Below are 12,484 nucleotides of genomic sequence, written 5' to 3' on the forward strand. Positions count from 1 at the left end.
GAATTTCTCCTACAAAATCACAAGAGCAGTTATAAAAATCATAGCCAAAGATAGTGGCATTAAAATTTTCCAACAAAGACCCATTAATTGATCTGCTCTCAAATGAGGCCAAGAAGCCCTTGTCCATAAGAAAAAGAAAAACAAAAAACCAGTCTTTAAAAGCATCATTATCCCGCCCGGAATAAACCACATCTTATTAAACCCACCTAAAAATACAAGCGTCATTATGGCTGAGTAGGTTATCATATTTGCATACTCAGCTATAAAAAATATCCCAAATCTCATACCGCTATATGCTGTTGTGCATCCTCCAATAAGCTCTGGATCGTTTTCTGTCAAACAAAATGGCGTTCTATTGCACTCTATAAAACTAGCTATTAGGAAGATTATAAAACATACAGGATTACACCATATAAACCAACTTCCAATACCGCCACTTTGAGCATTTACTATATCTATTATAGAAAGAGAGCCAACCATCATAATAATCGGTATTATACTAAGTCCATTTATTATCTCAAAACTAATGAGTTGTAAAACAGCCCTCATTGAGCCTAAAAGTCCCCATTTGTTGTAACTTGAAAGTCCTCCTATTATAAGCCCATAAATACAAGTAGAACTAGCAGCCAAAACAAATAAAATTCCAACACCAATATCGCTTAAAATAGGATAAATCGTGTGTCCAAAAATAGTAAATTCAGGCAAAAATGGCACTGGCGAAAGTGCTACAAAAGCTCCAGTAGATGAGATAAGAGGCGCTAGCATAAAGGTTATTTTATTTGCATCTTTTGGCACTAAGTCTTCTTTACAAAAAAGCTTGATCATATCTGATAAAATTTGACCAATTCCAGCAGGTCCAACCATCCAAGGCCCCACTCTTCTTTGCATATAAGCCAAAACTTTTCTCTCAGCATAAGTTCCAAGACCAGAAAGAGAGGCAATAACAGCTAAAATCACAATAGATTTTAATATCGTTTCTAAAAATATCATTTAGCCACCTTTTTTAAATTAAATTTTTTATAACGTGTTTTAAAGATTTTATCTATATCGATTTTATCATCAAAATACGGCAAATAAGCACCTTCAATATTAGAATCAAATTTTACACATATCGCCAAATCGTCTAAATTTATAGGCTCCAAATTAGAGAGATTGAATTTTTGCATAAATTCCGTCCCCGCATAAAGGTACGCCACTTCATTTAAGATACTAGAGTTGTTTGTAAATTTGCTAAATTGTCCAACAGGATTGGCTTTATATATAAAATCATCAAATTTTTCATTTAAATTTGTTAAATCAAATTCATCGTCAATAAATTGACATTTTATATTTTCAAATTTATATCCCCTGTGGCTAATTCCACCATTATCATAAAAATTCTCTAAATCATCAAACATCACATCTCTAAAACCTAAACCTAAATTTGAAGTATAATCTACAGTGTTTTCAAGCCCTACATTAAGAGCTTTTGCAATATCATTTAACTCATATCCATCATAACCAACTGCTGGATTTATTGGCACAACTCTTTTGTCTAAATTTAAAAAAGTCCCTTCTTGTTGATTTAATGCAGGAGCATCTAAATCGCTTTCATAAACGCCAAAACTAATATCACCACTCTCATTATATCCAAGAGTTTTTCCGTTTTGAAAATCTTTATCTAAATCACATATCATTGCTACTCCAAGAGAATTTGTGCGTGGCGGTATGATTAAAACTTCAAAATTTGTGTATTTCTGGATACAGCCTGCTAATTTAGCTAGTTTTTCAGAATTTTTGCTATATATAAAATCTTCGCCTATTATTAAGCAAAATTTCTCTTTTTTAGCTAAAATTTCATCTAATTTCATCTCATCAAAGCCTAAAATTTTACTAAATTTAGATATTTTTTGCTCTTTTGTTTCTTGTGTTTTTTTATCTACTAAATTTATATTTTCAAACTCATTTTCTAATTTTTGACTCAACCACAACGGTAAATTTTTACCGAATTTTTGCAATAAAAAGAGTAAAATTTCTATATCTTTGTCATTATCGTGAATGCAAGTTATTAAATTTTTAGAAAATTTTTCAACAACTCTATCTTTTATAGTGTGAAAATACAGTCCGCTTGCTTTATTTATCTTTAAAGCATTATTAAATTTATATCCTAAATTTGGAGAATCATATCTCAAAAAACTTCCAGCAACCACTATAAAATCACTATTAACCACACAATCAAAATCGCTTGAATAAAGCCTGTTTCCGCTATATCTACTAAAATTTTGAAGAAATTTTTGATATAAAAATGCCTCATTGTTTATTAAATTTATCTCAAATTTTTCTTTTAAAATGGATAAAATTTTTGCTTCTTCATTTGTGATAAAGCTATTAAATTTAATATTTTTTATGGTTTTATTTTTAATACCATTTACTATTTTGTTAAAAAATTCTTCGTTTTTTGTGCTGTTTTCATTGTGAAAATCAAATCCAAATCTAGCAGCCCTATTTAATTCTCCAAAGTGAAAATCAGAGCCAACTCTATAAATTTTCAATCTTCTATCCTCGATACTTTTTGGCTTAACCTCATAATACAAAAGCTCGCAATCACTAGAATGCGGATTAGAAGATGGTATTTTTTTAAGTTCCCATGCATTTGACGTATATGTAAAATGACTTTGCACTAAAGCTCCAACAGGACAAACAGCAGCACACTCCCCACACTCATCGCAATCCAACTCATCAGTGCCGCTATGACCTATTAAACTTTTTTGAAATTTACTCCAAACAGCAAAAGCATCTTTTTGCATTACATCTTTTAAATTTTTATCTACTTGATCGCCACCTCTTGGAACAGTTTTTAAAGATTCACAACCAATTTTATCTTTACAGACAGTAACGCATCTTTCACAAACTATACAAAGGCTTGGTTCATAATCAACCACACCCCATTTTTGAAGAGGCTTATGAGTGTCTTTAATAGCATAAGGAACCTCATCTACTCCCATATGCATTGTAAAATTTTGAAGCTCGCACTCGCCACTTTGATCACAAACACCGCACTCTAAAGGGTGATTTATACAATAAGTTTGCATTATAGCTTTTCTAGCTTGTATGATTTCATCGGTATGAGTTAATATCTCCATACCATCTTTTGCTTTTGCATTACAGCTATAAACTATCTTTCCGCCTGTTTCAACCATACAAAGCCTACAAGCAAGAGTCGGACTACAGCCACTTAAGTAACAAATAGCTGGTATGTAGATATTGTTTCTTCTTGCTATGTTTAATATGCTTTCACTCTCATCACACTCACAAATTTTACCATTTATTGTTATATTTGCCATGCTAAACCTTGCTAATTTTTACTAATTCAAATTTATAACTATCTATAATATCAACACCAAGAAGGGCAATTGTGCCTTTTAAATTCTCATCTAACTCAAATTTTGTTGTAACTTCTAATGAATTTGAACTTATTTTTACAAAATCGCCATCTTTTATTTTTGCCACCATACAAAAATACTTTCCGCCTGTAAATTTATTATTTTTGGTATGTTTAAAAATAACGGCTCCATCATAATTTAAAAGATCTTTTAATGGAGTAAGAAGATGTGATTGAAGATTGATTTCACATAAATTTTCATCTAAAATTTTAATCTTAAATTTAGACGATATTAGATTTAAAAATTCTATTATATTTTTGTTATCAATATGAAATTTTATCAAATTTTCATCTACAATTAAACAATCGCACTCATCTAAAAATTCCAAAATTTCGTCAATCTCTTCTTCGCCCACATTGCTTTCGCCACTCAAAAAACCATCATCTAAATTTTTAAAATACTCACTATCACTAAATCTAGCACAAATCATTGCCAAAACAAAAGATAAACTGCCAATTTCGCACTTAATAAATTTACCTAAATTTTGCTCAAAAGGAGTTATGCTTAGAATTTCTAAATTTTCATTTTGTTTGAAAAAATCGCTATTTTCAAATTCTAAAAATGGTATTAAATTTAAAACTTTCAAAATCTCCCCTTTTTTACAACTATTATCCAATCGGCTCTGTTAAATTTTAGTGAATTCATTAAGGTTGAATTTAGTCCAGCAACCAAATCAGCACTTTTTTGAATACCTGAAAAATCCCCTATTTCAAAGATAAATTCCATCACACTACCTCTATTTGAGTCTTTTATAATCTCACCCATTCTAGATAAAAAATCACTTTTTAAATGTCTTAAATCGTATCTTTTCATCTATCAACCTCACCTAAAATTAAATTTGTGCTACAGATTATGGCAGAAATATCTGCTATATATCCACCAACCAACAGTTCTTCATAAGTAGAGCAATGATAAAAACTAGGAGTTCTTATTTTTACCCTATATGGATAACTCTCACCAGTTGAATATATATAAAAACTAAGCTCGCCTTTATTTGATTCTGTTGCAAAATATATCTCTCCTTTTGGTGCTTTTAAGCCTTGAGTTACTAAAACAAAATGTTTCATTAATGAGTAATTTTGCGTCATAATCTGCTCTTTGCTAGCACTTACATATTCTGGTGCATCGGCTAAAATTTGAGGATCACTTTTTTCATACAAATTAACACATTGTCTTAAAATTTTTACACTCTCTCTCATCTCTTGAATATAGCACTTATATCTTGCGTAACAATCTCCATTATCTGCATACGGTACATCAAAATCAAGCTCATCGTAAATTAAATATGGTTCTTCTTTTCTGATATCCCACTGCACCCCACTAGCTCTAAGCATAACTCCACTGCATCCATAAGTTAAAGCCATCTCTTTGCTTATTACGCCTACATTTTGAGTTCTCATAAGCCAAATTCTATTTGTGTCTAATAAATTTTCATAATCTTTAATGCCTGAAAGTATTTTATTGCAAACTTCTAAAAGCTCCTCTAAAAATCCGTCTTGCAAATCAACAAACACTCCGCCTATTTTAATGCTATTGTGAGTCAATCTAGCTCCACAATATCTCTCAATGAGATCTAAAACATACTCTCTTTCTCTAAAAGCATATAAAAATACAGTCATTGCACCTATATCTAAAGATTGAGTAGCTAAATAAAGCAAATGAGCAGCTATTCTATTTAACTCCAAAAGCATAACTCTAATAATCTTTGCTCGACGCGGTATTTCTATACCACAAAGTTTTTCAACAGCACCACAAAATGCGTAATTAGTTCCACTAGAAGCAACATAATCAAGCCTATCAGTTACTGGCACAAACTCATTATAAATCATATTCTCAGCCATTTTTTCAATGCCTCGATGCATATATCCAACATGAGGACTAGCTTTTATAATCTTTTCGCCATCAATCTCAAGCATAAGCCTTAACTGTCCATGTGCGGCTGGATGCTGAGGGCCAAAATTTAAAATCATATTTGAATCTTTTTTCTGAAATTCTATATTTTCAAAAAAAGGTCTAAGTTTAGTAGGATTTTGCATTATCTTCTCTTTTTTACTATCTTAAATTTATCTCTTTTAAGTTTTTTAACAAGCACAACGCCACCATCTTCTTGATACTCTTGTAAGTAAGCATCTTTTTTTAATTCCCCGCCATATTCTGTTTCGTGATAAATTTGTGAAAAATTAAACGTATCTTTGCTATCCACAAAAGCTGGATCTCTATTTTCTTCCCCTATCTCATCTCTATACTCACGCCCAAAAATTTTATCGACTTCATACCATTTTGCTCTCTCATCTCCTTGTAGAGGGTAGCTTTTTAAAAGCGGATGTCCATACCAATCATCAGGCATTATAATACGTCTTAAATTTGGATGATCCAAAAATAAAACACCAAACATATCATAAAGCTCTCTTTCAGCCCAATTTGCACTTTTATAAATATCACTTACACTGTGTATAAATTCTCCTTTTTCAACCAAACACTTAACTCTAGCTCTTTTTTTATGTTTTATGCTTAAAAGTTGGTAAAAAACTTCAATCCCACCTTTTTTAGAGATAAAATCTACACCGCTTATATCACAAAGAACTTCATAGCCAAATTTTTTTAGTTTTAAAAGAGTGTTTTTGATATCTTTTTTATTTATAAAAATAACCATCTGATCAAATTCAACATATGAATTTAAAATATCAACACCAACCAAGCTTGATAAATCATCTTTGAATTTACTGTCAGAAACTGAAATTTTTTCGCTCTGTTTTGCAACAAAAAATCTATCTTTATAATAGCTCTTTTTGCTAGCATCTTTTTCAAATTTATACTTTCTCATTACACCAACCTTTTTGGAGGCTGTTTTCTTCTAGGTGTTTGGCGACGGATTTTTTTTTGCAAAATCATTAATGCATACTGTAAAGTTTCAGGTCGCGGGGCACAACCTGGCAAATAAATATCAACAGGAATTATCCTATCACAGCCTTGTACAGTTGAATAAGTATTAAACATACCACCTGTATTAGCACAGCTCCCCATACTAATAACCCATTTTGGCTCAGGCATAGCATCATATAATCTTCTTGTAAATTCAGCATGTTTTTTAGTGAGAGTTCCAGCTATTATCATAACTTCTGATTGTTTTGCACTAGCTCTAAAAATCACTCCAAATCTATCAAAATCAAATCTACCGCCACCTGCTGCCATCATCTCTATAGCACAACAGGCAAGACCATAACTCACAGCCCAAAGAGAGTTGCTTCTACCCCATTGGATTAATTTATCTACTGTTGTTAAAACTATAGGAAGTCCGTTTTGTTTTGAATAATCTACTTTATGGAGTGCCATTCTAAAGCTCCTTTATGCCAAGCGTATATAAAACCTATAGTTAATAGCAAAATAAACAATACCATTTCAACAAAACCAAAAACACCTAGATATCTAAAATTTACTGCCCACGGAAACATAAAAATTATCTCCACATCAAACAAAATAAACAAAACTGCAACTAAATAAAAGTGAGAATTTATTCTATTTGGCTGCTTATTTGCTTCTGGACCTGACTCATATATGGCCGACTTTAGCTTATCGTCATTTTGATTTGCAAATTTAGAACCTACAATTGATGATAGTTTTGAAATCAACCAAAAAACCCCAAAACTTAAAATCAACATAACAAAAGCTCCAAAATACGGATGCTCAAAACTCATATGTGACATATTTACCTCTGTTTAGAATTTTAAATATTTTATTTTAATAAATTTTAGCTTTAAGAGTTATGAATTTAAAAAACTAATTATTTTATTAAATATATTATTAACTTATATCTAGTGATTAAATTTAATAAAAATAACAATCAAACACAATATAAAATAAAAAAGATTTAGATTTAATAATGAAATTGACAAATGGTAGAAAAAATAATTAATAAAAATTTATTTAAATTATATTTTTATCTTGACTTTTATATATTTTTTTTGTATAATTCGCTTTTATTTTTTAAATTAAACGGAGCGTAGCGCAGCCTGGTAGCGCATCTGGTTTGGGACCAGAGGGTCGAAGGTTCGAATCCTTTCGCTCCGACCATTTTAAAGGCGGTGAGTGTAGCTCAGTTGGTTAGAGCATCAGATTGTGGTCCTGAGGGTCGTGGGTTCAATTCCCATCACTCACCCCATCGAAATTTGATGTTTGTTGCGTGCGTTCGTAGCTCAATTGGATAGAGCAACAGACTTCGGATCTGTAGGTTGAAGGTTCGACTCCTTTCGAGCGTACCATTGACTTTTTATTTAAGCGTCCATAGCTCAGCTGGATAGAGCAACGGCCTTCTAAGCCGTAGGTCAGAGGTTCGAATCCTCTTGGGCGTACCATTTAAAGTTATTTTAAATTCATTTGCGGATGTGGTGAAATTGGCAGACACGCCAGACTTAGGATCTGGTGCCTCACGGCGTGAAGGTTCAAGTCCTTTCATCCGCACCACTTACAATTTTTAACTATAAACTCAAAATTTTAGTGTTTTAAATAAATTTAATTAATAGATAAGTAAAATTTCAGTAAAATATCTCCTTTTAAGGAATAATATGGATAAAGAAAATTTTGAAACTTCAGTAAAAAATATGCTTAAAATTATTGGTGAAGATGTTAATAGAGATGGTTTGATAGACACGCCAAGTAGAGTTTTTAAGGCTTTTAAATTTTTAACTAGTGGCTATAGTCAAGATCCAAAAGATATATTAAATGATGCACTTTTTGAAAGCTCAAACAATGAAATGGTTTTAGTAAAAGATATAGAATTTTATAGCCTTTGCGAACATCATTTACTTCCTATAATCGGACGTGTTCATGTTGGATACATACCAAATGGCAAAGTTGTTGGTCTTTCAAAAATTCCTAGAATGGTAGATGTTTTTGCAAGAAGGCTTCAAATTCAAGAGCAACTTACAGAACAAATAGCTCAAGCATTGCAAGAAGTTATAGAGCCAAAAGGAGTTGGGGTTGTGATAGAAGCTAGGCATATGTGTGTTGAAATGAGAGGCGTTCAAAAAATCAATTCAATTACAACGACTTCGGCTTTAAGAGGGGGATTTATCACAGATGCTAGAACTAGAAAAGAATTTTTTTCTCTGATAAATTCTAAAACATACACAAGGTTTTAAAATTATTTAAAATTTTAAAGCTTAAATTTAATAAATTTAATGTATTATTTCAATTAAGATATAAATTATCCGAATTAAAGGGAGAATATGAAAAGAGTTTATTTAGACAACAATGCTACAACGATGATGGCACCAGAAGCATATGAAGCTATGTTGCCATTTTTTTGTGAAAAATATGGAAATCCAAACTCACTTCATCAATTTGGTATCGAGTCTGCACCAGCCTTAAGAAAGGCGATGGATCAACTCTATGAAGGTCTTGGTGCTAACGATTTAGACGATGTGATTGTTACATCTTGTGCTACTGAGAGCAATAATTGGATTTTAAAAGGCATATATTTTGATAAAATTCTCAATGGAGAAAAAGATCATATTATAACTACAGCTGTAGAACATCCAGCTATTGGGCATACCTGTTCTTTTTTAGAAAGACTTGGAGTTAAAGTTACAAGACTTGATGTTAATAACGAGGGTCTTATAGATCCTGATGAGTTAAGGGATTTTATTACAGATAAAACGGCTCTTGTTAGTGTAATGTGGGCAAATAACGAAACAGGGGCTATTTTTCCAATAAAACAACTAGCTGATATTGCACATGAAAGAGGAGTTTTGTTTCATACAGATGCAGTTCAAGCAGTCGGCAAGATAAAAATAAATTTATCTGAAATAGATGTGGATTTCTTGAGTTTTTCGGCACATAAATTTCACGGTCCAAAAGGCATTGGCGGACTCTATATAAAAAAAGGTCAAATGCTTACTAGTTTATTGCATGGTGGCGAACATATGGGCGGAAGAAGAAGCGGAACTTTAAACACACCTTATATAGTTGCTATGGGTGAAGCATTAGAGCTTGCTAATAAATTTTTAGATATGGAAAATTCTCATGTTAGAAGACTTAGAGATATGTTAGAAGATGAAATTTTAACCATCTCCGATGTAAGCGTAGTAGGAAAAAGACAAAATAGAGTTCCAAATACTATCTTAGCAAGCATTAAAGGAGTTGAAGGTGAAGCTATGCTTTGGGATTTAAATAAAGCAGGAATTGCAGCATCAACAGGCTCAGCGTGTGCTAGTGAAAGTTTAGAGAGCAATCCAATTATGGAAGCTATAGGGGCCGATAAAGATTTAGCTCACACTGCACTTAGATTATCTCTTTCTAGATTTAACACTCAAGAAGAGATAGAGTATGCAGCAAATGAGATAAAAAAAGCGGTTAAAAGATTAAGAGCTATTTCAAGTAGCTTTGCATATGCTCCAAAATGGCATAAAAGTGGTTTATAAAAGGATAAAAGATGGCAAAAAATTCATTAATAAATAGTTCTTTTTGGGAAGAGTATTCTAAAAAAGTGCAAGATAGGATGAATAATCCTAGATTCATGGGTGAAATAACAGAAGAAGATGCAAATCAAAAAAATGCAAAACTAATAGTAGCTGATTTTGGAGCTGAAAGTTGCGGTGATGCAGTTAGGCTTTATTGGCTAGTAGATGAGGCTACAGATACAATTATAGATGCTAAATTTAAAAGCTTTGGCTGTGGGTCAGCAATTGCTAGTAGCGATACTATGGCTGAATTATGCATCGGAAAAACAGTTGATCAAGCAGTAAAAATAACAAACATTGATGTTGAAAAAGCTATGAGGGATAATCCAGAAACTCCAGCTGTTCCACCACAAAAAATGCACTGTTCTGTAATGGCTTATGATGTCATAAAAGCAGCTGCAGCTAGCTATAAAGGGGTAGATCCTGATCATTTTGAAGATGAAATAATAGTTTGCGAGTGTGCAAGGGTTAGTCTTGGAACGATAAAAGAAGTTATAAAATTAAATGATTTAAAAACAATAGAAGAGATTACTCAATACACAAAAGCGGGCGGATTTTGCAAAAGCTGTGTAAAACCTGGCGGACACGAGGAAAGAGAGTATTATTTAGCAGATATATTAGCTCAAACAAGAGATGAGATGGAAAAAGAGAAATTAACAAAAATAGCTGATGCAAAAATTTCTGGCTTTGACTCTGATATAAATTTTGAAGAGTTAAACACAATTGGTCAATTTAAAGCCGTAGAAGGCGTGATAGATGCTGAAATTCGCCCTATGCTTATGATGGATGGAGGCGATATGGATATAGTTGATATCAGAAAAGGTGATGATGGTAAAATTGATATTTATATAAGATATCTTGGAGCTTGTAGCGGATGTTCTAGTGGTTCAACTGGAACTCTCTTTGCAATAGAGCATGTTTTGCAAGAAAATTTAAGCTCAAATATAAGAGTTATGCCTATTTAATTTCTTAGATTGCTCTATTATTGAGCAATCTAAGAATCTTAAATTTAAAAAACTTATTTTTCGGTTTTACTATAATTTCCCCAACTTATACTTTAAATTTAAAATCTGATTTGCAATAACTCAAAAGTTTTCTATGCCTTTTGCGTAATTAGTAAATTTTACTCTAAAATTTTTACTACATACATATTCCAACTTTATGGCTATGATTGCAAGCATAATATCTCTACTAAAACATATAAATTTTCTTTTTACATCCATTTAAGCATTTGCATTTTATCACTCTGCCATTAATTTAGCCCCTATTTACCACCAAATTTTAACTATTTTATTGTTTATTTTAGACTCAATGAAACTTAAGCTTTAATGAAATGAGTTTTAAAATATTATCATAAAGATGAAAAAGGCATATTATCCATTCTAGAATTTCTAAAGCTAAATTTAGAGAAATTACAAGATATTTTTTGCTTCGTAAAACTTTTTTGATTTTCAAAAAATGCTTTGCTAATTTTGCTAAGATAACAAAAATATCAAATTTAACAGGTATTTAAGAAAAATATTGAGTAAAATTTAAACAAATTTTAGTGAAGCGTTAAAGCTTATGATAAATTATAAGACTCAAAGAACTAAAAGCATTTTAGAGCAAGGTATTCTAAAAATAAATTTGCCGATAATCATATAAATGATATAGAAAATTTCTTGGATTGCAAGTTAAGATTAAATAATTTTTTAGCTTTAGAAGAGATAAATTTATGCTAAATTTAAAAAGTGCTAATTTGGATATTATGCTAAAAAAATAGTAAAGTTTTATATCAAATTCTATTAAGCCAATAAGAAAATATCCAATCAACCATAAAATCGATTTTTTCTAAGATTCTTCTAAATTTAGCTTTCAAATCTTAATGAAACGCCTATTTTTATACTATAATCATATTAAATTTATGAAATCTTAAAAATTATTTAAATCCCAATCTATCGGATTCTGTCTTGTATTTTTTAAAATTGCATTTGTTTTTGAAAAATGTCTGCAACCAAAAAATCCGCCTCTAGCAAGAGGGCTAGGATGAGGTGCAGTTAATACAAAATGCTTATTTTGATCTATTAAAGAGGCTTTTTGCTTAGCAAAATTCCCCCACAACAAAAACACAACTCCTGTTTTTTTATCGCTTATTTTTTTAATAACAGAATCTGTAAAAATTTGCCATCCAAAATTTGAGTGAGAATTTGGTTTGCCACTCTCAACACTTAAAGTTGAATTTAAAAGCAAAACGCCCTGCTTTGCCCAAAATGTTAAATCTCCGTGATTTGGTTGCTTTATACCTAAATCATCATAAATTTCTTTATATATGTTTATTAGACTTGGCGGAATTTTTACATTTTTAGGAACAGAAAAACTAAGCCCCATTGCTTGATCTTTGCCATGATATGGATCTTGTCCTAAAATCACAACCTTAACCTCATCAAAAGGAGTGAGATTAAAAGCATTAAATATCAAATTTGATGGTGGAAAAACGATTGAAGTAAATTTTGCTAAAAGTAGTTTTTCTTTTAAAGCACAAAAATAAGGAGCTAAAAACTCATCTTTTAAAACCATTTTCCATGAATTTTCTATAGCCACCTTATCTAAATTTATCTTCATCTT

At 31.3% G+C, this 12,484-nt stretch carries 13 protein-coding genes and 5 tRNA genes; 8 read left to right on the top strand and 10 right to left on the bottom strand.

Annotated elements, in window-relative coordinates; genetic code table 11:
• Positions 1-9: 9 nt before the first annotated feature.
• The 8 genes from nuoH to F1B92_RS00660 are packed head-to-tail and all read right to left on the bottom strand — an operon-like array spanning position 10 to position 7,126.
• Entirely contained in the window at positions 10-990 is a 981-nt protein-coding gene (nuoH, locus tag F1B92_RS00625; protein ID WP_154569986.1) for an NADH-quinone oxidoreductase subunit NuoH, read from the bottom strand.
• Positions 987-3,323, bottom strand: coding sequence for an NADH-quinone oxidoreductase subunit G (locus F1B92_RS00630; RefSeq protein ID WP_154569987.1), 2,337 nt, complete (start codon positions 3,321-3,323; stop codon positions 987-989). Before F1B92_RS00630 ends, nuoH begins: the two co-directional genes overlap by 4 nt.
• 1 nt (position 3,324) lies before the next feature.
• On the bottom strand, positions 3,325-4,008 hold the full coding sequence (locus tag F1B92_RS00635) for a hypothetical protein (RefSeq protein WP_154569988.1): 684 nt from the start codon (positions 4,006-4,008) through the stop codon (positions 3,325-3,327).
• On the bottom strand, positions 4,005-4,235 hold the full coding sequence (locus tag F1B92_RS00640) for an NADH-ubiquinone oxidoreductase subunit E family protein (RefSeq protein ID WP_154569989.1): 231 nt from the start codon (positions 4,233-4,235) through the stop codon (positions 4,005-4,007). Before F1B92_RS00640 ends, F1B92_RS00635 begins: the two co-directional genes overlap by 4 nt.
• Positions 4,232-5,458, bottom strand: coding sequence for an NADH dehydrogenase (quinone) subunit D (nuoD, locus tag F1B92_RS00645; protein WP_154569990.1), 1,227 nt, complete (start codon positions 5,456-5,458; stop codon positions 4,232-4,234). The genes F1B92_RS00640 and nuoD overlap by 4 nt, the downstream gene beginning before the upstream one ends.
• Positions 5,458-6,246: an NADH-quinone oxidoreductase subunit C gene (locus tag F1B92_RS00650; protein ID WP_154569991.1), complete on the bottom strand. Its 789-nt coding sequence runs from the start codon at positions 6,244-6,246 to the stop codon at positions 5,458-5,460. The genes nuoD and F1B92_RS00650 overlap by 1 nt, the downstream gene beginning before the upstream one ends.
• A complete protein-coding gene (locus F1B92_RS00655; protein WP_154569992.1) occupies positions 6,246-6,755 on the bottom strand; it encodes a NuoB/complex I 20 kDa subunit family protein in 510 nt (169 codons plus the stop codon). The genes F1B92_RS00650 and F1B92_RS00655 overlap by 1 nt, the downstream gene beginning before the upstream one ends.
• Positions 6,737-7,126 carry an NAD(P)H-quinone oxidoreductase subunit 3 gene (locus F1B92_RS00660; protein WP_154569993.1) on the bottom strand — a complete coding sequence of 130 codons (390 nt, stop codon included), beginning with the start codon at positions 7,124-7,126 and terminating at the stop codon, positions 6,737-6,739. The genes F1B92_RS00655 and F1B92_RS00660 overlap by 19 nt, the downstream gene beginning before the upstream one ends.
• 290 nt (positions 7,127-7,416) lie before the next feature.
• Here F1B92_RS00660 and F1B92_RS00665 point away from each other — a divergent pair.
• The 8 genes from F1B92_RS00665 to F1B92_RS00700 all read left to right on the top strand — a co-directional run bounded on the left by F1B92_RS00665 (position 7,417) and on the right by F1B92_RS00700 (position 10,845).
• Positions 7,417-7,493: transfer RNA gene (locus F1B92_RS00665), tRNA-Pro, on the top strand.
• Positions 7,494-7,504: 11 nt separating this feature from the next.
• Positions 7,505-7,581, top strand: a tRNA-His gene (locus tag F1B92_RS00670).
• 23 nt (positions 7,582-7,604) lie between these two features.
• Positions 7,605-7,681, top strand: a tRNA-Arg gene (locus F1B92_RS00675).
• 16 nt (positions 7,682-7,697) lie between these two features.
• Positions 7,698-7,774 (top strand) — tRNA-Arg (locus F1B92_RS00680).
• A 24-nt stretch (positions 7,775-7,798) separates the two neighbouring features.
• A tRNA-Leu gene (locus tag F1B92_RS00685) sits at positions 7,799-7,883 on the top strand.
• A gap of 101 nt (positions 7,884-7,984) precedes the next feature.
• Positions 7,985-8,560 carry a GTP cyclohydrolase I FolE gene (gene folE / locus F1B92_RS00690; RefSeq protein ID WP_154569994.1) on the top strand — a complete coding sequence of 192 codons (576 nt, stop codon included), beginning with the start codon at positions 7,985-7,987 and terminating at the stop codon, positions 8,558-8,560.
• 87 nt (positions 8,561-8,647) lie between these two features.
• Entirely contained in the window at positions 8,648-9,841 is a 1,194-nt protein-coding gene (locus F1B92_RS00695; protein ID WP_154569995.1) for a NifS family cysteine desulfurase, read from the top strand.
• Between the two features lie 11 nt (positions 9,842-9,852).
• Positions 9,853-10,845, top strand: a complete 993-nt coding sequence (locus F1B92_RS00700) for an iron-sulfur cluster assembly scaffold protein (protein ID WP_154569996.1) — start codon at positions 9,853-9,855, stop codon at positions 10,843-10,845.
• Between the two features lie 120 nt (positions 10,846-10,965).
• Here F1B92_RS00700 and F1B92_RS00705 read toward each other — a convergent pair whose 3' ends face one another.
• Positions 10,966-11,103, bottom strand: coding sequence for a hypothetical protein (locus F1B92_RS00705; RefSeq protein ID WP_154569997.1), 138 nt, complete (start codon positions 11,101-11,103; stop codon positions 10,966-10,968).
• A 688-nt stretch (positions 11,104-11,791) separates the two neighbouring features.
• Complete coding sequence (gene ung / locus F1B92_RS00710) at positions 11,792-12,481, bottom strand: uracil-DNA glycosylase (protein WP_154569998.1); 690 nt, start codon at positions 12,479-12,481, stop codon at positions 11,792-11,794.
• Positions 12,482-12,484: the final 3 nt, after the last annotated feature.

It is taken from the genome of Campylobacter portucalensis, assembly GCF_009690845.1.
GTDB classification, from domain to species: Bacteria; Campylobacterota; Campylobacteria; order Campylobacterales; family Campylobacteraceae; genus Campylobacter_B; species Campylobacter_B portucalensis.

What these genes read in the sequence shown, in the direction of transcription:
- nuoD (WP_154569990.1), bottom strand. Translation starts at nt 5,458, where the DNA reads ATGCAAAATCCTACTAAACTTAGACCTTTTTTTGAAAATATAGAATTT.
- F1B92_RS00695 (WP_154569995.1), top strand. Translation starts at nt 8,648, where the DNA reads ATGAAAAGAGTTTATTTAGACAACAATGCTACAACGATGATGGCACCA.
- F1B92_RS00705 (WP_154569997.1), bottom strand. Translation starts at nt 11,103, where the DNA reads ATGGATGTAAAAAGAAAATTTATATGTTTTAGTAGAGATATTATGCTT.
- F1B92_RS00640 (WP_154569989.1), bottom strand. Translation starts at nt 4,235, where the DNA reads ATGAAAAGATACGATTTAAGACATTTAAAAAGTGATTTTTTATCTAGA.
- nuoH (WP_154569986.1), bottom strand. Translation starts at nt 990, where the DNA reads ATGATATTTTTAGAAACGATATTAAAATCTATTGTGATTTTAGCTGTT.
- F1B92_RS00700 (WP_154569996.1), top strand. Translation starts at nt 9,853, where the DNA reads ATGGCAAAAAATTCATTAATAAATAGTTCTTTTTGGGAAGAGTATTCT.
- F1B92_RS00655 (WP_154569992.1), bottom strand. Translation starts at nt 6,755, where the DNA reads ATGGCACTCCATAAAGTAGATTATTCAAAACAAAACGGACTTCCTATA.
- F1B92_RS00660 (WP_154569993.1), bottom strand. Translation starts at nt 7,126, where the DNA reads ATGTCACATATGAGTTTTGAGCATCCGTATTTTGGAGCTTTTGTTATG.
- ung (WP_154569998.1), bottom strand. Translation starts at nt 12,481, where the DNA reads ATGAAGATAAATTTAGATAAGGTGGCTATAGAAAATTCATGGAAAATG.
- folE (WP_154569994.1), top strand. Translation starts at nt 7,985, where the DNA reads ATGGATAAAGAAAATTTTGAAACTTCAGTAAAAAATATGCTTAAAATT.
- F1B92_RS00630 (WP_154569987.1), bottom strand. Translation starts at nt 3,323, where the DNA reads ATGGCAAATATAACAATAAATGGTAAAATTTGTGAGTGTGATGAGAGT.
- F1B92_RS00650 (WP_154569991.1), bottom strand. Translation starts at nt 6,246, where the DNA reads ATGAGAAAGTATAAATTTGAAAAAGATGCTAGCAAAAAGAGCTATTAT.